Source organism: Rubrivirga sp. (genome assembly GCF_965213695.1).
GTDB lineage: Bacteria > Bacteroidota > Rhodothermia > Rhodothermales > Rubricoccaceae > Rubrivirga.
In genome coordinates this window covers 1,513,841-1,533,319 of the sequence record NZ_OZ243912.1, presented here as the reverse complement: position 1 = coordinate 1,533,319, position 19,479 = coordinate 1,513,841, and the positions used below count along the sequence as shown (strand labels likewise).

Genomic DNA, 19,479 nt, shown 5'->3' with positions numbered 1-19,479 from the left:
GAAGGATCTCAGCACGAGCCATCGAGCCCGCCGGCACCGCTCGCTACAGGCCTGGACGTCCGCGTTGAGATCCTTCGCGTTCGCTCAGGATGACACGAGCGGGAGAACGCGATAGCCCTGGCGTATCGGCCGGAGGATCGCGGTCCGAAACCGGAGACGTCGGGGTGCGCCGTCGCGCGCAGTCCAGCGCAGCGGTCCCGGCGGCGCCCGTCGAAGAATGGGGGAAGCGTCGGGCTGGGCCGCACGGCGTCTCCCGCGTGCCGTTCCATGTGCCATGACCACGATCATCGACTACGGCATCGGCAACCTGCGGTCGCTCGCGAAGGCGTTCGACGCCGCCGGTGTCCCGACCGAGCGGACCGGTGACCCGGCCCGCATCGCCGCCGCCGAGCGGCTCGTGCTGCCCGGCGTCGGCGCGTTCGGGGCGTGCGCGGACGAGCTGGCGGCGCGAGGGCTCACCGACGTCGTCCGCGAGCGGGCTCGGGCGGGCGTCCCGCTGCTGGGCGTGTGCGTCGGGATGCAGCTCTTGTTCGAGTCGTCGGACGAGCGGCCCGGGCCGGACGGGCGCCCTCACGCCGGGCTGGGCCTGCTGCCCGGCCGCGTCGTCCGCTTCGCCCCCGCCCTCGCCGACGCCGACGGCCGGCGCCTGAAGGTGCCCCACATGGGCTGGAACCGGCTCCGCACGGCGCGCCCTCACCCCGTCCTGGACGACGCGGGCGGAGCGGACGGCGGCGACTGGGTCTACTTCGTCCACTCGTACCACGCGGCCCCCACCGAGCCTGCCGACGTGCGGGCGACCGCCGGCTACGGCGGCGACGTGCCGGCCGTCGTCGGGCGCGGGACCGTGGTCGGCGTCCAGTTCCACCCGGAGAAAAGCGCCCGGGCAGGGCTCGCGATGCTGCGTAGGTTCGCGAGCTGGACCCCGACGCCGGACCAGCGCCTCGCCTAGCTCATGCTCGTCATCCCCGCCATCGACCTCCGCGACGGCCGCTGCGTCCGCCTCCGCCAGGGGCGCTACGAGGACGAGACGATCTATTTCGAGGACCCGGTCCGCATGGCCAAGCTGTGGCGGGTGATGAACGCGAAGGTGCTCCACCTGGTCGACCTCGACGCGGCGCGGACGACGGCCGACACGGTGGGGCACAACCGGGGCGTAATCGCCCGGATCGCCCAAGCGCTCGACGTGCCCGTCCAGGTCGGCGGCGGGATCCGGACGCTCGACGACGTCCGGGCGATGCTGGACCTCGGCGTCTACCGGGTCGTGCTCGGCACGGCGGCCGTCCGCGACCCGGACCTGGTGAGCGAGGCGGTCGCCACGTTCGGCGCCAGCCGGATCGTCGTTGGCATCGACGCGCGCGACGGCGAGGTGATGACGGAGGGCTGGGAGGCCGGCTCCGGCGTCGACGCCGTCGAGCTGGCCGTCGACATGGAGGGCCGGGGCGTCCGGCGGTTCGTCTACACCGACATCGCGCGCGACGGGACGCTCGAAGGCCCCAACGTCGAGGCGTACCGCGAGCTGGCCGGCCACCTCGACAAGGCCAAGCTGACGGCGTCGGGCGGCGTCGGCGGCTACACGGACCTGCTGGCGCTCCAGGCCGTCGAGCCCCTCGGCGTCGACTCGGTGATCGTCGGGCGGGCGCTCTACGAGAATCAGTTCCCCTGCCAGCAGTTCTGGTGCTGGCACAAGAAGGACGAGGTCGACCTCGACCGGTTCTCGACGGCGCGGCTGGCGCTGAAAGGTGGCTGAGTGGACCGGTGGACGTGTGGACTCGTGTCCCATCGCTCACCACCCCCGCCTCCCACGAGTCTACCTGTCCACACGTCCACGAGCCCACCCGTGTTAGCCAAACGCATCGTCCCCTGCCTCGACATCCACGACGGCCGCGTCGTGAAGGGCGTCCAGTTCGTGGACCTGGTGGACGCGGGCGACCCGGTCGAGCAGGCCCGGTTCTACGACGCCTCCGGGGCCGACGAGGTCGTCTTCCTCGACATCTCGGCGACCCACGAGGGCCGGGCCACGCTCCGCGACGTGATCCGCCGGGCGGCCGACGAGGTGTTCATCCCGCTCACCGTCGGCGGCGGCGTCCGCGCGGTCGAGGACGTCCGGGCGCTGCTCGACGCCGGCGCCGACAAGGTGGCCATCAACTCGGCCGCGCTGGCGGACCCGGACCTGCTGACGCGGGCGGCGGATGCGTTCGGCGCCCAGTGCGTCGTCCTCGCCATCGACGCGAAGCGGACCGGGGCCACCGAGAGCGGCTGGGAGGTGTTCTCACACGGCGGGCGGACGGCGACCGGGCGCGACGCCATCGCGTGGGCCACTGAGGGCGTCCGGCTCGGAGCGGGCGAGCTGCTGGCGACGAGCATGGACCGCGACGGGACGCGCCAGGGCTACGACCTCGACCTGCTCCGGGCGCTCGACGACGCCGTCGACGTGCCCGTGATCGCGTCGGGCGGCGCCGGCACGCTGGACCACCTCGCCGCCGGACTCACCGAGGGCCGGGCCGACGCCGTGCTGGCGGCCTCGATGTTCCACTTCCGCGAGACGACGGTTGCCGAGGCCAAGGCCCACCTCGTGGCGGCCGGCGTCGCGGTCCGCCCCGTCGCGTCGTGAGCAGCGCGCGGCTCGGGCTCCGGCTGGTGCGGTGGGCCATCGGGGCCGTCGTGGCGTTCGTGGTGGCCGCCGGCGGCTACCTCGTGTGGGCCGCGCTGGCGAACCCGGACGTCCGCCTCAAGCAGCCGCGGTGGGTCGAGGGCGCGTTCGACCACTCGTACTGGATCCCGGTGCTGGTGGTCACCCTCGGTGGCGCCGCGCTCGTCGGACTGGTGCTGTGGACGGCGTACCGGCGGCTCCGCGCGGGTGAGGACCTGTACGAGGGGCGGAGCGGGCGCGGCGTCCGCCGGCGCGGCGAGCGGTTCGTGGACGACGAGCCGGCCGGTTAGGCACCGAGCACCCGGCCCAGCCACTCGATGCTCGCTTCGTACGCGCCGGGCCACTCGCTCGCTCGCGGCCCGGCCACGTTGAGGCGAAGGCCACCGCCCTGCGACCGGAGCCACGAGAGGACGGGGCCGGCCGGATCGGTGGCCGGGTCGGCGACCCACACCGGCCGGCCGAGCGCGTGCGCCGTCTCGACCGCCAGCGCGGTCCCGCCTGTCGGAGGGCCGGGCGCGAGCACGAGCAGCACGTCGGCGTCGCGGACGTTGGCGGCCGTCCGCTCGGCGGGGTCGGCGGAGGCGGTCTCGCGGAGCGGGTAGCGGGCCGGGATCGGGCCGTCCTCGGCTCGGCGGCCGGCGGGGCACCAGCCTCCGACCGGGACGCCCGCCGCGAGCGCCGCGTCGAGGGCGGCCCGGTCGACGCCGGTCTGGCCGCCGGAGAGGAGGGTGAGGCGCACGGGTGTGGCGATTGTGTCGCGGTCTGGTCACGAACGGGGACGCGGCACGAGGCTTGAACGATCCGCCCCTGTTCTCCGTTGATCCCCCACGTCCCCCCCTCCCATGACGAATCTGCTACGCTCCCGCCTGCTGGGCTCGCTCGCCCTCGCCGCCGTCGTCCTCGTCGCTGGACAGGTCCAGGCCCAGACGCCCGACGCGGTCGCCCGCCGCCTCCAGCAGCGCTACGGGGCCATCGAGTCGCTCCAGGCCTCGTTCGTCCAGACCGCCGGCGGCCAGCGGCTCCAGGGCACGCTGTCGGTCCGCCAGGACGCCTTCCGGCTCGACCTCGGCAGCCAGGTCCTCGTCACCGACGGCGGCACGCTGTGGTCGTACTCGCGCGACGACGAGCAGGTGGTCGTGCAGGACTACGAGCCGGCCCGGGTCGGCTTCTCGGTCGGCCAGCTGTTCACGAACTACCTCGACGTGTTCCGCGTGACCGGGGCCACCAAGGCGACCATCGGCGGCGTGGCCCACGACGTGCTGACGCTGCGGCCCCGCCAGAGCGGTTCGTCGGTCCGCGACGCGACCCTCTACGTCCGGTCGTCGGACGCCGTCCCGACGCGGGTCCGGGTCCACGACACGAACGGGGGGACGCTGGCCTTCGACCTGCGCGACGTCCGCCGGAACGTGTCGCTGCCGGCCTCGACGTTCCGGTTCCAGGCCCCGTCGGGGACCGAGGTCGTCGACCTCCGCTAATCGTCACGGACGGGCACGAACCGCGTGCCGCGTTCCCCCGTTGGGCGCGGGGCCACGTTTGTGGCCCCGCGCCCTCTTTTGATGACCGACCGCACCAAACGTCTCCTGTCGCTCATGGTGAGCCTCGCGCTCGGCGGCGGGCTCCTGTGGCTGGCCCTGCGGAACGCCGACCTCGAAGCGGTCGGAGCGGCGCTGGCCGACGGCGAGTGGGGGTGGATGGTCCCGTTCGTCGGGCTCGGCCTGCTGTCGGTGGTCATCCGGGCGTGGCGGTGGGGGCTGCTCATCGACGCGCTCCCGGGGCGGACCGACCGCGTGCCGCTCCGGCTGACGTCGGCGTCGGTCGCCATCGGCTACCTCGTCAACTACGCCGCGCCGCGGCTGGGCGAGGTCGCCCGGACGGCCCACGTGTCGCGCCGGGCCGAGGCCCCGTTCTCGGCCGTGCTCGGGACGGTCGTGGCCGAGCGCGTGCTCGACGTGATCATGCTGGCGCTGGCGCTGTTGTCGGTCGTGGTGCTGTTCGGCGACCGCGTCCGGGCCATCCTGGAGGAGGCGTGGGACGGGATCGTCGAGGTGCTGACGGTGCCGGCCTGGGTGTGGGTGCTGGTGGTCCTCGTCGCCGTCGCGCTGGTCGTCGCAGCCGTCGTCGTCGTGCGGCGCGGCCAGCGGATCGGCGCGCTGCTGGCCCAGTTCCGCGACGGGCTCGCGTCGGTCGGGCGGACGGGCCGGCCGGGGGCCGTGGTGCTCTCGACGCTGCTGCTGTGGGCGTGCTACGGGCTGATGTCGGACCTCCCGCTGCGGCTGCTCGGGCTGGACGCGGCGTACGGGCTGGGCCCGGTCGAGGCGTGGGCCGTGATGGCCGTCGGCGGGATCGGGATGGCGCTGCCGTCGCCGGGCGGGACCGGCTCGTTCCACTACGCGACCGTCCAGGCGCTGACGCTGCTGTTCGGCGTGGCCGTGACGCCGGCGGCGACCTACGCGCTCCTCGTCCACGCGGCCGGCGTCGTGTTCTACTGCCTGCTGGGCGTGGTCGCGCTGACGGTCCAGGGGACGTCGCTCGGCGCGCTGCGGAGCGCCGCCGCGGCTCGGGCGTGACCGGCCGCGGGGCCCTGACGGTCGGGCTCGGCCTGGGCGGGCTGGCGCTGGGCATCGCCCTCCTCGCTCGCGACACCGGCCCCGACGCGCGCGTCTCCGTACCGGGCGCGACGGCGGCCGTGCTCGACACGCTGTCGGTCCGGGGCCGGCGCGTCGAGGCTTCGCTCGACGGGACCGTGGTCCAGGTCGGGCCAGGCGACGACGTGTGGGTCGAGGCCGGCGGCGACGCCGTGCCGCTCCGCTTCCGGGACGACCCCGGGCTCGAGGTCGAGGACCGCGTGCTGGCGGTCGGCCGGCTCCGCGACCGAGGGGGCCGGCGGTGGGTGGCCGTCGAGTCCTGGGCCCGGGTCGAGCCGGACGTCCGGCCCCCGTCGGCGGGCGGGCTCTAACCATTCAGTCCCGCCTTCGGACCGTTCGCCCACGCGGTTCGGCTTGACGCCCGCCGGGGCGGTATCGTCGTTGCAGACACCGGCACAAGACCCCACCCGCTCACTCCCCCCGCGACATGGAGATCACGCTCGACCCGAACCCGCTCGGCGACCTCGTCCCCGACGAAGTGTATCAGCTGCTCGAAGAGCACAAGCTCCTCAACGAGAAGGGCGTCCGCGACTACCAGATCCGCCAGCAGTTCCGCTCGATGCGCGGCAACGACGTGCCCGCCTACGAGGCCATCGAGGAGCTCCGCGAGCAGCACCCCTACCTCCAGTTCGACACGATCCGCAAGATCGTCTACGGCCTGCGGCGCCGGTCTTAGGCGCCCGGCCGCGCGTCCCTCGCGCGCGGCCCGACGAGTCTCTCCCAGGGTTGGGTGAGAAGGGCCCGGTCTCCGGACCGGTCCCACAGAGGGAGCGGCGGGGCCACCGGGTGGCCCCGCCGTTTTTTTAGGCCCGCTCGCGGACGGCGGCGAACAGCGCGATGCCCGCCGCGACGGAGGCGTTGAGCGACTCGGCCGGCCCCCGCATCGGGATCGACGCGAGCACGTCGCACGCAGCGCGGACGCCCGTCCGCAGCCCGCCCCCCTCGTTTCCGACGACGATCACGACCGGCCGGTCCCAGTAGTAGTCCCACACCGTCGCCGTCTCGACGCCCGGGGCGGGGTCGTCCGCCAGGCCGACGACCCAGTAGCCGCGCTCCTTGAGCTGGTGGAGCGCCTCGGTCAGGTTCGCCACGCGCGCGACCGCGATCTGCAACGCCGTCCCGGCGCTCGCCTTGACGGCCACGGCCGACAGCGGCGCCATCCGCCGCTCCGGCACGATGGCGCCGGCCGCGCCGGCGGCGACCGCGCTCCGCAGGATCGCCCCGAAGTTGCGGGGGTCCTCGATCTCGTCGAGCGCCACGAGCACCGGCTTGGCCTCGCGGACCTCGTCCAGCGTCGGCGCGATGCCGGAGAGCAGGTCGTCGAGGTCGAGGTAGGCGACCGGCGCGACGACGGCGACGACGCCCTGGTGCTCGGCCTGGGGCGCCAGCCCGTCGATCTTGGGCCGGGGCACCATCTGGACGGGCACGCCGGCCGTCTTGGCGGCCCGCCGGATCCCGTCGATCGCGCTTCCATGAACGCCTTTCTGCAAGTACACCTTCTCGATCCGGCCGTCGGCCAGGTCGAGCGCGTCGCGGACGGGGTGGCGCCCGGCGAGGACGTCGGTGCGGGAGGTGGGCATACGGGGTACGGGGTACGGGGTACGGGGTACGGGAAGGTGCGGCCCTCTGGGACCGGCGTGGACGGAGTCGGGCGGAACTTTTCGACGGCGCCGTATCCCTCATCCCTCATCCCTCATCCCTCATCCCTCATCCCTCATCCCTCATCCCTCATCCCTCATCCCTCATCCCTCATCCCTCTAGCTTCCGCGCATGCGCGTGCTCCTGCTCCTCCTGCTCACGTCCGCGGCCTCGGCCCAGGCCCCGGCCGGCGTCGGGCTGACCGATCAGGCCGAGGCGTCGCTGCTGACGATGCTGCCCGGCGACGAGGTCTACAGCCTGTTCGGCCACAGCGCCATCCGGATCCGCGACGACGCGGCCGGGATCGACCGGACGTACAACTTCGGGACGTTCTCGTTCGAGCAGCCGTACTTCGTCCTCCGCTTCCTGCGCGGCTCGCTCGACTACTCGCTCGACACGGCGCCGTACGAGGTCGAGCTCCGGAAGTACCAGTACCTCCGCCGGCCGATCATCGAGCAGACGCTGGCGCTCGGCCCCGAGGTCGTCCGCACGTTGTACGACCGGCTCGAGGTCAACGCGCTGCCCGAGAACCGGGACTACCGCTACGACTTCTTCTGGGACAACTGCTCGACACGCTTGCTCGACGCCGTCGACTCGGCGCTCGTCGCCACCGGGCGCCCCGGCCTCGCGCTGCCCCCGACCGAGGCGCCGCGGACGTTCCGCCAGCTTCTGGCGCCCTACACCGCCGGCAACCCGCCGGTCGACCTCGGCATCGACGTGGCGCTCGGGTCGCCCGGCGACCGGACCGCGACGGCGCGGGAGGAGGCGTTCTTGCCCATCGAGCTGGCCGCCCAGCTCGACCGGGCGACGGTCGGCGGGCGCCCGCTTGTGGCCCGGCGCGACACGGTGTTCTGGGTGGAGGGGGCCGGCCTGCCCGCCCCGGCGCCGAGGTGGCCGCTCGGGCTCACGCTCGGGCTGGCGGCGGTGGGCCTGGGGGCGACGGCGCTCCGCCGCCCGTCGCGCTGGGGGCGGATCGGCGACGCCGCGCTGTTCGGCGTCGTCGGGCTGATGGGCGTCGTGCTCGGGCTGCTCTGGGTCGCGACGGCACACGACGTGATGGGCCCGAACTGGAACCTCGTCTGGGCGTGGCCGCCCCACCTCGCGCTGGCCGTGGCGCTGGCACGGGATCGCGTCGGGGAGGGCTGGCGGCGCTACGCGCTCGTGGCGGCCGTCGGGACCGGGCTCGCCGTCGTGTTGTGGGTGGTGCTCCCGCAGCGGCTGCCGGTCGAGGCGCTGCCGGTCGCCGTGCTGCTGGCGGTCCGCGCGGGCGTCTGGGCACGGGGGAAAGCCTGAGCTCCGGGTCGGCGCGGACTTCTCGGGCGGGTCGTCCGTTGGCCCCCCATGCACGCCCTCCTCTACCGCTCCCGCGCCCGCCCCGGCCTCCTCGCCTCCGACCTCAACGACATCATCGCGACGGCCCAGGCCCACAACCCGACGATCGGCGTGACGGGGCTGCTGCTCTACGGCGAGCTGTCGGCCATCCCGGGCGCACCGGGCGAGTTCGTCCAGTGGATCGAGGGGCCCGAGGACGCCGTCGAGGCGCTCTACGCCCGCATCGAGAACGACCCCCGGCACTCCGAGCCGTCGGTCTTGGCTCGGGGGCCGGTCGCCGAGCTGCAAAAGGGGTCCGGTCTCCGATTGGTCTCCGACCGCCTGTTCTCGTCGTGGTCGATGGGGCTCGTCCGGCTCTCGGAGCTGCCGGCCACGCGGAGCGGGTTCCTCGGCTTCGCTCGGGAGTGGGACGAGGAGTCGCTGCCGGCGGCGGCGTAGCGGGTGATCACGCTCACCCCGTCCGTCTTCCGACCCGGCGACCGGGCCACCGACTTCTCGTGGATGATCGGCCACGAGCCCTGGGCGGGGACCACGCTGTTCGTCTTCAACGACAACCTGACCCAGTCGACGGCCTTCCTCGACCAGGTCGAGGCGGGATCGGTCGATCCCGGGTCGCCCGCCTGCCAGCGCGGAGGGGGCAACGCGGCCGTCCGCCCGTACCAGTGCGCGTCGCCGCCGGCCGCCGCGGGCGTCCCGACGGGCCCCGGCTTCGCGGGTCTCGCCGACGCTCGGGCCGCCGTCGACCGCGCGCTGGCCCACGTCGAGCGCTTGCTGGCGACGGGCCGGTATTCGGAGGTCGTCTACAGCGCCGACGCTGGCGACCCGACGCTCCTCGGCCACAGCATCTTCCGGGTGCCCGGCGACGTCCGCCGGTACGTCCCGGCCCGGCTCCGGGCGCTAGTGGACGAGGCGAATGCGCCGTGACCGAGGGCAGGACGTGTGGCCTCCCGGTCCTCATACCCACTCATCGTCAGATTTCGTATCAGCCTAGACTTTTATCGTCAAATGTCTATCGTAGCCCCGACGGGGATCGAACCCGTGTGACCACCGTGAAAGGGTGGCATCCTAACCGCTAGATGACAGGGCCATTTGATTCTCGCCACGCATACCACCCGAACTGCTCCGCGGTTCGCAGGCGGTGGCAGTTGGCGCACCGGACGTCGCACTTCTCCGCCTCAGCTTGAACCCGGGCGAGCGTGTAGCTGCTGTTGAGGGCCTGGCTGATGGAGAACGCCTTCGCGGCCGGATCTCTGTGGTCGAAGTCCAAGACCCGAGGGTCGGTGTGCCCACAATCCCGGCATCTGGCCTCCTCGAGGTAGTCCCACGCCCACTGCCTCACGGTCGCCCGCTGCCCTTCAGCGTACTCGCGAGCGCGCCGCCGGTACGAGCCCGGTGTGCCTGGTAGTGCGCCCGCTGATACGCACGGTTGCACGGCTGACAGATGGGTTGGTGGCCGGTCCCCTTGCGCGAGAAGTCCGCGAGAGGGCGGACGGCCCCGCATCGGGAACAGATCTTGGAGTCCATACCGCGAAGGTATGAGTGTCAACGAACGGGTGGGGTGGCTGACGGGGGTTGAACCCGCGACCTTCCGGACCACAACCGGACGCTCTAACCAACTGAGCTACAGCCACCGTGTCCCGTGCCAGGCACGGACGCCCCAAGGTACACGAACGGCCGACGGTCGCCCGAGGGGTCCCGTTGAAAATCCGAGAAGCGCGGCTCCGAGGCTGCTTGGGTTCGGCTCCTTTCCACTCGCGACGTTCCCTCTCCCCCTGGGAGAGGCCCGGTGAGGGGCCGGAGGTGCTGGAACGACTCCGGCGCTCGTCCCGACCGCCCCCCTCACCCTCGCCCCCCAAGGGGTGGAGAGGGGACCTGATCTGCTCATCCCAAACGGCCTCTCACACGCCGAGGTCGTCGGGCATCGTCCCGGCGACCGTCTCGTGGAGGTCGGCCGGGCGGACGTGCCGGCGGACGGCGGCCGTCACCTCGTCGGCCGTGAGCGCGCGGACGAGGTCGGGGAAGCGGTCGAGGTAGCCGACGTCGAACCCGCGCTCGGCGTTGACGAGCAGCCGGGCCGCGGCGCCCGACGTGGTCGCCAGCCCGACGACGTGGGTCCCGGCCAGCGTCGTCTGGGTCTGGGCGAGCACGGGCTCGGAGACGCCCTCGGCCACGAACGCCTCGACCTCGGCCCGCGTCGCGGCGATGCCGCGGGCCACGGACTCCTGGCTCAGCGTGACCTGGACCTGGACGTGGCCGTCGTGGCGGACGCTCGGCCCGCCCAGCGTCGCCCCGATCCCGTACGTCAGGCCCTGCTCGTCGCGGACCGTCTGCATCAGCCGGCTCGAAAAGTTGCCGCCGAGCGCGAACACGCCGGCGTACGTCGCCAGGAAGTCGTCGTCGTCGCGGCGGAGGTCGACGGCGTGGCCTAGGCGGACGTCGAGGTTCTGGCGGTCGGCCATCTCGACGACGGTCCGGCCGGGCGGCTCGGGCGTGGCCTCGGCGTCGAAGACGGGCCCGCGCTCGTGGGGCCGCCAGTCGCCGAACGCGGCCTGGACGGCGGCTTGGACGGCGGACGGCTCGACGTCGCCCGCGAGTGCGATCGTCAGGCCGTCCGCCCCGACGTGGGCCGCGTGGTACGCCCGGACGGCCTCGGGCGTGATGGCGTCGAGCGCGTCGAACTCGTCGGCGGGCGCGAGCGCGTAGTTGGGGTGGGCCGGGCCGTAGAGCCGCCGCGCGAGCGCGCCCGAGGCCTGGCCGCCGGTCGACTCGAGCGCGCGGCGGACGCCGGCGACGGCCCGGACGACGGCTTTTTCGACCTCGTCGGCGTCGAGGGCCGGCTCGCGGAGCTGCTCGGCGACGAGCGCGATCACGTCGGCCAGGTCGTCGCGGAGCGCGCGGCCGGCGAACCCCATCCGCAGGCCGTCCGAGTAGAACGAGACCTGGGCCCCGCGCCCCTCCAGCGCCTCGGCGACGGCGAACCGGTCGCGCCGGACCGTTCCTTTGTCGAGCAGGGTGGCCACGACCGACTGGACCACGTCGTCGGACGCGCCGAGGTCGGGCGCCGACTCGAACGAGCCCCGGAAGCTGACGACGTCGGGCACGCCGACCGGGAGGACCAGCAGCCGGGCCGGGCCGACGGTGACGTCGTGGACGCGGGAGGCGAGGGGGTCGGGCACGAAGGGTTGAGCGGGTGTGGCAGGTTCGGCAGGTCGGGCGGGGTCCGACGTGCGACGGTTCGATGCGTTGTGGTCGGCGTGCCGTACCCCGGCCCGGTTCACCCCTCGTCGGGGACGTACCAGGCGACGGTCCGGCGGTCGTCGTCCAAGACGGCCGCAGCGGCGGCCTGGACGTCGGCGGCCGAGACCGCCTCGATCCGGTCGCGGTAGTCGGCGAACAGCGTCCAGTCGCCGACGGCCACGGCCTCGTTGATCTGGGCGACGACGGCGTAGGGCCCGTCGCGGCCGAACGCCTCGTCGGCGACGACCTGGCGGCGGGCCCGGGCCAGCTCCGCGCCGGTCACGCCGTCCGTGGCCACGGCGCGGAGGGCCTCGCCAAGCGCGGCCTCGGCCGTCTCGTGCGCCACGTCGGGCGCGAGCGTGGCGTAGGCGATGAACAGGCCGGGGTCGCGCAGGCGCGGGAAGTAGGCCGAGGCGCTGGTCGCCAGGCCGGGGTCGGTGAGCGCGCGGTAGAGCCGGCCGGTCTTGCCGCCGGCGAGGACCTGGACGAGCACGTCGAGCGCGTCGGCCGTCTCGTCGAGCCCGGCGGGCGCCTTGTAGGCGAGCAGGACCGCGCCCAGCTCGCCGGCCTGGCGGACCGTCACGCGGCGCTCGCCGCGCTGCTCGGGCTCGCGCGTGACCACGTCGCGGTGGACGAGCGGCTCGGGCGCCTCGGGCGCCGCGTCCGGCCCCGACGGGATGGCGCCGAAGTGGCGGTCGACGAGCGCGAGCGCGTGCGCCCGGTCGAACGCGCCGGCCACGGTCGCCGTCGCGTTCCGGGGCCAGTAGTAGGTGTCGTAGAAGTGGCGGAGCCCCTCGGCCGTGACCGTCTCGACGTCGCTCCGCCAGCCGATCACGGGGTGGCCGTAGGGGTGGGCGTGGAAGGCCGTCGCGTACGTCGCGTGGAGCAGCTTCCGCAGCGGCTCGTTCTCGCCCCGGTCCAGCTCGTTGAGCACGACCGTCCGCTCGCTCGCCAGGTCTTGGTCGCGGACGCGCGCGCCCCGCATCCGGTCGGCCTCGATCTCGACGGCCCGCTCCAGGTGCTCGCTCGGCAGGAGCGCGTAGTAGTTCGTCCGGTCGTACCACGTGGTCGCGTTGATCTGGCCGCCGAGCGACTGGAGCATCTGGAACACGCTCGTGCCGAGGTCCCGGTTGAACCGCTCGGACCCCTTGAACATCAGGTGCTCCAGGAGGTGCGTCGCCCCGGTCAGCCCGGCCCCCTCGTTCCGGCTCCCGACCCGGTACGTCACCTGGAACGCGACGACCGGCACGGCGGCCTCGGGCGCCAGCAGCACGACGAGCCCGTTCTCACGGTGCCGGTACTCCTCGACGCCGCCGAGCGACCGGACGAACGCGAACGTGGGGTGGAGGTCGGGCGGAGCGGTCTCGGTCATACGGGCGGAGGCGGGGGCGCCCCCTACGGGCCGGGCCGGGCGCGGATCCCGCCCGACGCCGCCGACGTGCGACCGGCCGGCGCCGGCGCGTCTATCCTTCGGCGCCCAATGTGCCGATCCTCCTTGCGTCTTCCTTCTCCGTCATGCGCGTCCTCGTCCTCCTGTTCGCCCTCGCCGCCGTCGCCGGCTGCCGCCTCGAGCCCGGCGCCCCCGCCGACAACGCGGCGACCGCTGAGGCGCCGCCGGCGACCGCCCCGCCGACTGGCGCCCAGGGCGAGTTCTCCGACACGCTCGTTCCCACCACGACGCCCGACGGCAAGCCGGCCGTCGTCCTCTACGTCACCGAGTGGTGCCCGTACTGCGCCCAGGCTCGGGAGTTCATGACGGAGGAGGGCGTCCCGCACCGGGTCGTCGACATCGAGAAGGACGCGGTGGGCCAGGCCGAGTACCAGGCCCGCGGCGGCGACGGCGGCATCCCGCTCGTCGCCGTCGGCGAGCGGACGATCCAGGGCTGGAGCGAGGAGGTGGCCACCGAGCTGCTGACGGAGGCGGGCTACAAGTAGCCGCTGGCGCGGAGGCCGAGCGGGACACCGATGTGACTTCTCGGCGGGCCTGGTCGGCCGGAGGTTGGGCCGGTCGTCCGCCCTCTTCTTGCCATGCGACTCGCTCTCCTGCTGGCCGTCCTCCTGAGCGGCTGCTCCTTGTTCGGCGGAGACCCTGCCGAGATCGGGTTCGGCGTCGAGACGCCGGCCCCCCTCACCGCCGAGATCCGTCTCCGTGGCCGTCCCGTCCCGCTCCGGGACGACCAGCCCACCACGAGCGGGACGCTGCTCTACGCGGAGCCCGCCGAGACGGCGGCCGGGCCAGCGACGGTGGCCTGCACGGTCTCGTCCGGCACGGCGTCCACGACGGGCACGCTGGACCTGGACTTGGAGGCGGGCTGGCGGTACCACGTGTTCTGCGCGGCCTCCGCGACCGACCCCGCGGACCTGTGCTTCGGGTGCCGCGGGTCCACGTCGGTGGCCCTCGACCCGGCCTTCGGACTCCCCGCCGACCACCGGCTGTGGCTGGTCTGGGGCGGCGACTCGGTCGACAACCCGGTGCTGTACTGACGGGCTCGCCAGCGGCCACCCCGAGAGGTGACCGCTGGGTCGGGCCGGTGGCGACCTGGTCCTCGTTGAGGTTGCGGTTTCAATCCTCGGCCACCCGAGAGGTGGCCGCTGGCGGGCTCTCGTCGGTCTCCGACGTGGACAACGCGCTCGTTTCAATCCTCGGCCACCCCGAGAGGTGGCCGCTGGTGAGCGCCTCGACCCCGTAGCCGACGCCGCCCAGCAGGTTTCAATCCTCGGCCACCCCGAGAGGTGGCCGCTGGTCGTCGTGCCCGGTCACGGGGACCGAGCACGCGAGGTTTCAATCCTCGGCCACCCCGAGAGGTGGCCGCTGGAGGGTGCGCGGCTACCCGCGCTAGGGGAGGACGGTGTTTCAATCCTCGGCCACCCCGAGAGGTGGCCGCTGGCTTCGACTTCGCGATGACGGCGCTGCCCGGCCGCATGTTTCAATCCTCGGCCACCCCGAGAGGTGGCCGCTGGTCGTGTTGGGTCACGACCTGCCGGACCCCCCCCGAGTTTCAATCCTCGGCCACCCCGAGAGGTGGCCGCTGGCTGCCTCGTGATCGAGGACGCGCACCGGCTCCACCCGTTTCAATCCTCGGCCACCCCGAGAGGTGGCCGCTGGTGGTAGGCGGCCCCGTCGTTGTCGTCCCAGCGGGCGTAGTTTCAATCCTCGGCCACCCCGAGAGGTGGCCGCTGGGTCGCCGCACGCTCGTCGTCCGGTGGCCACGCGGGTTTCAATCCTCGGCCACCCCGAGAGGTGGCCGCTGGACACGGCCGGCCCGTGCGACGGCGGCCGGGACCGTTTCAATCCTCGGCCACCCCGAGAGGTGGCCGCTGGTCTTTCAGCCTCGTCGTGCATTGGGGTCGGGTCCGGTTGTTTCAATCCTCGGCCACCCCGAGAGGTGGCCGCTGGGCGCTGTTCCGGGCCGTCCGGCGCCGCGTGAACTACTCGTTTCAATCCTCGGCCACCCCGAGAGGTGGCCGCTGGGCACGGAGGCCCAAGCCAAGCGGTTCGCCGCGACCGAGTTTCAATCCTCGGCCACCCCGAGAGGTGGCCGCTGGGGGCGGACGGACGACGCCTCGTAGAGGTAGAGGTTGTTTCAATCCTCGGCCACCCCGAGAGGTGGCCGCTGGTACGCGGTCGCCGACCACGCCGACCTCACGCTCCCGTTTCAATCCTCGGCCACCCCGAGAGGTGGCCGCTGGGCCTCCAGCGCCGGCTCCAGGACCATGACGGCCCCGTTTCAATCCTCGGCCACCCCGAGAGGTGGCCGCTGGTACTCCTCCGGGAGGAGCCGCTCGGCCCGGTCCTCGTTTCAATCCTCGGCCACCCCGAGAGGTGGCCGCTGGAGACCAATGTCAACCGTCAGCCTCGACATCGCACTCGTTTCAATCCTCGGCCACCCCGAGAGGTGGCCGCTGGTGTCGGAGCGCGAGAAGCTCCTTCTCCGGCTCCAGTTTCAATCCTCGGCCACCCCGAGAGGTGGCCGCTGGTTCCACCCCGACTTCGGGCTCGTCACGCGCCGGATGTTTCAATCCTCGGCCACCCCGAGAGGTGGCCGCTGGGCGGTCGCCGACGCCCAGGCCGACCGCGACGCGTTTCAATCCTCGGCCACCCCGAGAGGTGGCCGCTGGGGTCCAGGTTCGCGCGGAACGGGCGTTTGGTTCCGCGACGGTGCCAGATCGACCCGCGCCCGCGCCCCTTCGGACGCCCCTTCCCTATCGTTCAGCCGGTCAAAGAGCGCGGACCGCCCGGCGATCCCGCGTCCGCTTGCGGTCCGCGCGCTCACAAGATGAGCGGCTGGTCGAAGTCCGTGTAGCGGCTGACGCCGTGGCGCGTGAGGCACGCCTCGCGCCCGCCGGGCAACGTGTACAGGTGGAGGCAGTCGGTCGCCTCGTCGATGATGTCGAGGAGCCGCGCTTCGAGCGCCTCGTACTGGTCCCGCGTCACGCGGCAGGCGAACATCGAGTACTGGACGCGCTGGCCGTAGTTCTTGCACAGCTTCCCGACGCGCCGCAAGCGCCGCTCGCCGGTCGGGGTCGTCGTCTGGACGTCGTAGCACACGAGGACGTCGAATCGCTTGGCGGTCGGCTGCATGTCAGGCGCCCCGGTGGGGCGGGTAGCGGGGGAGGTCGCCGCGGAGGTGGCGCGCGAGCAGCCGCGCCTGCACGAACGGGAGCAGGCCCCACGGGACGGGCTCCTTGAACAGCCGGTGCCGCCGGGCCTTTTGCTTGCGCTCCTGGTACGCCGTGAGGACCACGCGGCGGCCCTCCTCGTTGAGATAGACGGCCCCGCCGGGGCGCGGCTCGAAGTGGGCCGGCGTGAGCTGGCGCCGGTTGACGAGCGCCAGCGCCAGCCGGTCGGCGACCGACGGCCGGAACTCCTCCATCAGGTCGAGCGCGAGCGCCGGGCGGCCCGGCCGGAGCACGTGGAGGAACCCGACCTGGGGGTCCAGCCCGACGCTCTCGAGCGCCGCCGTGCAATCGCCGCGGACGAGCGTGTAGAGGAACGACAACAGCGCGTTCATGGGGTCACGCGGGGGCCGCCGGGTCCGGCCGTCGAACCCCACGTCGGGCGCGCGGACGAGCCGGGGGAACACGTCGAAGTAGACGGCCGCCGCCTGCCCCTCCTCGCCCCGGACCGTGTCCACGTCAGGGGCCCCCTTCGCCGCCGCCTGGGCCCGCGCCAGCGCCTCGGCCGCGGCCCGGATCGCCGGCTCGTCGTGGCCGTCGGCCTCGCGCGCGGCCCGCATCAGGACCGCCCGCTGTGCGCGGACCTTGCCGACGACGACCGACCGGGCGACGGCCGTCGTCCGCTCGGGGTCGGCGAGCGCGGCGTGCTGGGCCTCTCGCAGCAACACGTTCCCGCTGACGGGCCCCGCCAGCCGGCCCACGAACCGACCGCCGCGCGAGAGCCACACGACCGACCGGCCGTCCTCGGCGCACCGCTTCAAGAGGAACGGGCTGAGCAAGACGTTGCCGAACACGACGAGCCCGCCCAGGTGATGGAGCGGGATCTGGAGCCGGAGCTCCTTCTCGACCTCGACGCGGAGCGTTTCTCCTTCGAGCCGGAGGTACGTCCCCTGGGTCTGGACGTAGAGCGTGTTGAGGAGCTGCGTCGTCACGTTCAGAGATGGCGCGTGTAGAGGAACCGCGTCGTCACGGTTGGAGGGGGCACGTGTTGCGAAGTCGCGTCGTCACGGGTCGTCCCCGTCGTCGGGCTCGGGGTCGCCGAGACGGGCGACCACGTCCGGCATGCAGGTCTCGACGAGCGAGCACCGCGGGCACCGGCCGTCGGCGACGGGGGCCGGCAGGCGGCTCTCGGCCAGCAGCGCGCGGACCTCGGCCACCCGGCGCGCGAGGTCGGCCCGGCGCTCGGCCGTGACGTCCACCTCGACGCGGCGCCGCGTCTTCCCGTAAAACAGGGCCGCGCGCGAGACCTCCCGGCCAGTCATCTCCTCCAAGCACACGGCCTGGGCGACCACCTGCACCTCGTCGGCCAGCCGAGCCCACGCCCCTTTCGAGCGGCTGCCGACTTTGTGCTCGACCGGGAGCGGCGTCCCGTCCGGCCCGAACTCGACCACGTCGGCTTTGCCCACGAGCCCGAGCCGGTCCGAGAACAGCGGGAGCGCGTGCTCCGTGCGGACGCCGTCGCGCGTTGCCCCGCCGGCCGTGTCGACGCGCTCGTGGGCCCGGCGGCCCCGGAGCGTGTAGACGTTCTCGTCCCACACCTGCTCGACGTGGATCAGCGCGCACTGGCGCGGGCAGTAGGCGTGGTGCTGGAGCGCCGAGATCGGCACGAGGTCGGCGTCGGGCCAGGCACCGGGGGCGGGCGTCGTATCGTTCACGCCGTCCCCGCCCCCGCCGCCATGCCCACCATCCGCCAGCGCGTCCCCGTCGTCGACGGACGCCTCGAAGTGTCCGACCCGGCCCTCCGCGGTGTGACCGAGGCCGAGGTCGTCGTCACCGTGCCCGAGCCTGCGGGCGACGACCCCCCTCCCGACCGCGAGGCCCAGACGCCGACGGCCGAAGAAGAGGGGGCCCTCCCCCCTCCTCCACCGCTCACGGAGATGATCGGCGCCGCGAAAGGGCTCTTCGAGACGCCCGAGGAGGTGGATGCGTACATCCGCGCGCTCCGGAACGAATGGGACTGATCGAGCGCATCGGAGGCCGGAGGACGTACCTCGACTCGAACATCTTCATCTACGCTTTCGAGGGGCACCCAGCGTTCTCGGAGAGCCTCGCCCGGCTCCTCGCCGAGATCGAGCACCAGCGCGTCGACGCCGCTACGAGCGAGATCTCGCTCGCGGAGGCGCTGGTGATGCCGCTCCGCGAGGGGCGGGCCGATCTGGTCTCGGTCTACGAGGTCTTCCTCCAGTCGCGCCCCTCGTTCGCCGTCGTACCGGTCTCGCGTGCCGTGCTGGTCGAGGCGGCCCGCCTCCGTGCGGGCACTCGGCTCAAGCTCCCCGACGCCATCCACGCCGCCACGGCCCGACACGCGGGCTGCGACGTGCTGCTGACGAACGACACAGGCATCAAGGCCGTCCCTGGCCTCGAAGTCGTGCGGCTGGCGGATCTCGTGGACCACGGCTAGCCCCAGGCGACGTCTGTCAGCTTCGTCAACGTGACGCCGCTTAGGAGATTCGCCTCCTCGATCTCGATAGGCGCATACTCCGAGTACTCGCGAGGCGCCCCGACCTTGGATGGGCGCACGAGGTCGAGGAGCTTGTGCGCTGGAGCATTGCCACGCGGGTTATCGTGTGTGAACACGTACGCTTCCCGAAGTACCATCTCACCACGTGCTGCGGAACGGTCGTAGTCGAACATCCGCGACATCGCCAGCCAGAACAGCCCGAGGTCGTCCCGCGACAGCCCGACCGCCTCGGCGAGGTGCGGGCTGAAGAAGCCCGTACCCCGGTAGAGCGCGTACGGCACGATAGCCTTGCGGCCGATCTCGGTCGTGCCGGTCTCGGTCCGCTTGTCCGTCGTCCGGGCCTGTCGGGTGATCGTGACCGAGAGCGGGAGGATGGGATCGACCGAGCGGGAAAACGTGAGTTGGAGCGGCCCGCGCACCTGCCCGGCGTTGTAGTCGCCCGTTGAGAGCACGGCGCCGAAGAGCCGGATGTCGAGGTAGGCATGGTTCATTCCCTCCTGCAGGTTGGGGTTAAACGGGAAGCTCTTCCCCTTCTTCTTTTCAACCTTCCCGCCCGACTTCCTGATCTTGTCAACCTGCTCTTCAATCCGCGCGTTCAGCGAGAGGTCGGACTGGATGAAGATGTTGGCGTCCTCCATCTGGTGGAGGTAGTCGCGCACCTTGCGCTTGATGCATACGTCGGTCACCAATCCGTGGCGCGTCTCGGGGTCGAAGCGCGGCGTGTTGTCCGCGTCCGGGTCGCCGTTCGGGTTGCCGTTCGTGACGTCGAAGAGGAAGACGAAGTCGTGGCGCTTCGTGGGATCGGTGATGGTCGAGGCGAGAAGGGTGTCAGACATGGA

General features: G+C 72.8%; 23 protein-coding genes, 2 tRNA genes and 1 CRISPR repeat array. Of the genes, 15 read left to right on the top strand and 10 right to left on the bottom strand.

From position 1 onward, the window contains the following. Window positions 1-274: 274 nt before the first annotated feature. From hisH to ACOOHE_RS06705, 4 genes are all read left to right on the top strand, one after another. Window positions 275-949 (top strand): imidazole glycerol phosphate synthase subunit HisH, encoded by a 675-nt coding sequence (gene hisH / locus ACOOHE_RS06720; protein WP_420457035.1) that lies wholly within the window; start codon window positions 275-277, stop codon window positions 947-949. 3 nt (window positions 950-952) lie between these two features. Then, window positions 953-1,747: a 1-(5-phosphoribosyl)-5-[(5-phosphoribosylamino)methylideneamino]imidazole-4-carboxamide isomerase gene (gene hisA / locus ACOOHE_RS06715; protein ID WP_420457034.1), complete on the top strand. Its 795-nt coding sequence runs from the start codon at window positions 953-955 to the stop codon at window positions 1,745-1,747. Between the two features lie 90 nt (window positions 1,748-1,837). Then, window positions 1,838-2,611 (top strand): imidazole glycerol phosphate synthase subunit HisF, encoded by a 774-nt coding sequence (gene hisF / locus ACOOHE_RS06710; protein ID WP_420457033.1) that lies wholly within the window; start codon window positions 1,838-1,840, stop codon window positions 2,609-2,611. Continuing rightward, window positions 2,608-2,940 (top strand): hypothetical protein, encoded by a 333-nt coding sequence (locus ACOOHE_RS06705; RefSeq protein WP_420457032.1) that lies wholly within the window; start codon window positions 2,608-2,610, stop codon window positions 2,938-2,940. The genes hisF and ACOOHE_RS06705 overlap by 4 nt, the downstream gene beginning before the upstream one ends. On the opposite strand, the gene ACOOHE_RS06700 is transcribed toward ACOOHE_RS06705, so the two are convergent. After that, window positions 2,937-3,389: a putative molybdenum carrier protein gene (locus ACOOHE_RS06700; RefSeq protein WP_420457031.1), complete on the bottom strand. Its 453-nt coding sequence runs from the start codon at window positions 3,387-3,389 to the stop codon at window positions 2,937-2,939. The two genes, ACOOHE_RS06705 and ACOOHE_RS06700, sit on opposite strands and share 4 nt — an antisense overlap. A gap of 103 nt (window positions 3,390-3,492) precedes the next feature. Between ACOOHE_RS06700 and ACOOHE_RS06695 the strand changes: the two genes are divergently transcribed. The 4 genes from ACOOHE_RS06695 (at window position 3,493) to ACOOHE_RS06680 (ending at window position 5,971) form a co-directional block, all read left to right on the top strand. Beyond that, the gene (locus ACOOHE_RS06695; RefSeq protein WP_420457030.1) at window positions 3,493-4,125 is read left to right on the top strand and encodes a LolA family protein; all 633 of its coding nucleotides are present in this window, start codon (window positions 3,493-3,495) and stop codon (window positions 4,123-4,125) included. An 81-nt stretch (window positions 4,126-4,206) separates the two neighbouring features. Further along, complete coding sequence (locus ACOOHE_RS06690) at window positions 4,207-5,217, top strand: lysylphosphatidylglycerol synthase transmembrane domain-containing protein (protein WP_420457029.1); 1,011 nt, start codon at window positions 4,207-4,209, stop codon at window positions 5,215-5,217. After that, the gene (locus ACOOHE_RS06685; RefSeq protein ID WP_420457028.1) at window positions 5,214-5,606 is read left to right on the top strand and encodes a hypothetical protein; all 393 of its coding nucleotides are present in this window, start codon (window positions 5,214-5,216) and stop codon (window positions 5,604-5,606) included. The genes ACOOHE_RS06690 and ACOOHE_RS06685 overlap by 4 nt, the downstream gene beginning before the upstream one ends. Before the next feature lie 116 nt (window positions 5,607-5,722). Next, window positions 5,723-5,971 carry a hypothetical protein gene (locus ACOOHE_RS06680; RefSeq protein ID WP_420457027.1) on the top strand — a complete coding sequence of 83 codons (249 nt, stop codon included), beginning with the start codon at window positions 5,723-5,725 and terminating at the stop codon, window positions 5,969-5,971. Window positions 5,972-6,098: 127 nt separating this feature from the next. Here ACOOHE_RS06680 and rlmB read toward each other — a convergent pair whose 3' ends face one another. Continuing rightward, on the bottom strand, window positions 6,099-6,875 hold the full coding sequence (rlmB, locus tag ACOOHE_RS06675) for a 23S rRNA (guanosine(2251)-2'-O)-methyltransferase RlmB (RefSeq protein ID WP_420457026.1): 777 nt from the start codon (window positions 6,873-6,875) through the stop codon (window positions 6,099-6,101). A gap of 190 nt (window positions 6,876-7,065) precedes the next feature. Between rlmB and ACOOHE_RS06670 the strand changes: the two genes are divergently transcribed. Genes ACOOHE_RS06670 through ACOOHE_RS06660 form a run of 3 tightly spaced genes read left to right on the top strand, consistent with a single transcriptional unit; the run spans window position 7,066 to window position 9,189 of the window. Then, window positions 7,066-8,226 carry a DUF4105 domain-containing protein gene (locus tag ACOOHE_RS06670; protein WP_420457025.1) on the top strand — a complete coding sequence of 387 codons (1,161 nt, stop codon included), beginning with the start codon at window positions 7,066-7,068 and terminating at the stop codon, window positions 8,224-8,226. Between the two features lie 48 nt (window positions 8,227-8,274). Next, window positions 8,275-8,703, top strand: a complete 429-nt coding sequence (locus ACOOHE_RS06665; protein ID WP_420457024.1) for a BLUF domain-containing protein — start codon at window positions 8,275-8,277, stop codon at window positions 8,701-8,703. 3 nt (window positions 8,704-8,706) lie between these two features. After that, window positions 8,707-9,189, top strand: coding sequence for a hypothetical protein (locus tag ACOOHE_RS06660; RefSeq protein ID WP_420457023.1), 483 nt, complete (start codon window positions 8,707-8,709; stop codon window positions 9,187-9,189). A 91-nt stretch (window positions 9,190-9,280) separates the two neighbouring features. On the opposite strand, the gene ACOOHE_RS06655 is transcribed toward ACOOHE_RS06660, so the two are convergent. From ACOOHE_RS06655 to ACOOHE_RS06640, 4 genes are all read right to left on the bottom strand, one after another. Beyond that, window positions 9,281-9,352 (bottom strand) — tRNA-Glu (locus tag ACOOHE_RS06655). Window positions 9,353-9,819: 467 nt separating this feature from the next. Further along, a tRNA-His gene (locus ACOOHE_RS06650) sits at window positions 9,820-9,896 on the bottom strand. Window positions 9,897-10,163: 267 nt separating this feature from the next. Further along, on the bottom strand, window positions 10,164-11,441 hold the full coding sequence (locus ACOOHE_RS06645) for a M16 family metallopeptidase (RefSeq protein ID WP_420457022.1): 1,278 nt from the start codon (window positions 11,439-11,441) through the stop codon (window positions 10,164-10,166). Between the two features lie 98 nt (window positions 11,442-11,539). Further along, window positions 11,540-12,874: a M16 family metallopeptidase gene (locus ACOOHE_RS06640; RefSeq protein WP_420457021.1), complete on the bottom strand. Its 1,335-nt coding sequence runs from the start codon at window positions 12,872-12,874 to the stop codon at window positions 11,540-11,542. A gap of 143 nt (window positions 12,875-13,017) precedes the next feature. Between ACOOHE_RS06640 and ACOOHE_RS06635 the strand changes: the two genes are divergently transcribed. Together ACOOHE_RS06635 and ACOOHE_RS06630 are read left to right on the top strand one after the other, a co-directional pair. Next, entirely contained in the window at window positions 13,018-13,437 is a 420-nt protein-coding gene (locus ACOOHE_RS06635) for a glutaredoxin family protein (protein ID WP_420457020.1), read from the top strand. 93 nt (window positions 13,438-13,530) lie between these two features. Continuing rightward, entirely contained in the window at window positions 13,531-13,986 is a 456-nt protein-coding gene (locus tag ACOOHE_RS06630) for a hypothetical protein (RefSeq protein ID WP_420457019.1), read from the top strand. 149 nt (window positions 13,987-14,135) lie between these two features. After that, window positions 14,136-15,621: a CRISPR direct-repeat array (repeat unit 37 nt; unit sequence GTTTCAATCCTCGGCCACCCCGAGAGGTGGCCGCTGG). Between the two features lie 151 nt (window positions 15,622-15,772). Here the strand turns inward: ACOOHE_RS06630 and cas2 are convergent. From cas2 to cas4, 3 genes are all read right to left on the bottom strand, one after another. Further along, window positions 15,773-16,084, bottom strand: a complete 312-nt coding sequence (cas2, locus tag ACOOHE_RS06625) for a CRISPR-associated endonuclease Cas2 (protein ID WP_420457018.1) — start codon at window positions 16,082-16,084, stop codon at window positions 15,773-15,775. A 1-nt stretch (window position 16,085) separates the two neighbouring features. After that, window positions 16,086-17,111, bottom strand: coding sequence for a type I-C CRISPR-associated endonuclease Cas1c (gene cas1c, locus ACOOHE_RS06620; protein WP_420457017.1), 1,026 nt, complete (start codon window positions 17,109-17,111; stop codon window positions 16,086-16,088). 72 nt (window positions 17,112-17,183) lie between these two features. Then, on the bottom strand, window positions 17,184-17,834 hold the full coding sequence (gene cas4 / locus ACOOHE_RS06615; protein WP_420457016.1) for a CRISPR-associated protein Cas4: 651 nt from the start codon (window positions 17,832-17,834) through the stop codon (window positions 17,184-17,186). Window positions 17,835-17,855: 21 nt separating this feature from the next. Here cas4 and ACOOHE_RS06610 point away from each other — a divergent pair, with 21 nt between their 5' ends. Both ACOOHE_RS06610 and ACOOHE_RS06605 read left to right on the top strand, forming a co-directional pair. Beyond that, window positions 17,856-18,140 (top strand): hypothetical protein, encoded by a 285-nt coding sequence (locus ACOOHE_RS06610; protein ID WP_420457015.1) that lies wholly within the window; start codon window positions 17,856-17,858, stop codon window positions 18,138-18,140. After that, window positions 18,131-18,580, top strand: coding sequence for a type II toxin-antitoxin system VapC family toxin (locus ACOOHE_RS06605; RefSeq protein WP_420457014.1), 450 nt, complete (start codon window positions 18,131-18,133; stop codon window positions 18,578-18,580). The genes ACOOHE_RS06610 and ACOOHE_RS06605 overlap by 10 nt, the downstream gene beginning before the upstream one ends. Here ACOOHE_RS06605 and cas7c read toward each other — a convergent pair. Beyond that, the gene (gene cas7c, locus ACOOHE_RS06600) at window positions 18,577-19,476 is read right to left on the bottom strand and encodes a type I-C CRISPR-associated protein Cas7/Csd2 (RefSeq protein ID WP_420457013.1); all 900 of its coding nucleotides are present in this window, start codon (window positions 19,474-19,476) and stop codon (window positions 18,577-18,579) included. The genes ACOOHE_RS06605 and cas7c overlap by 4 nt on opposite strands. Between the last annotated feature and the right edge of the window lie 3 nt (window positions 19,477-19,479).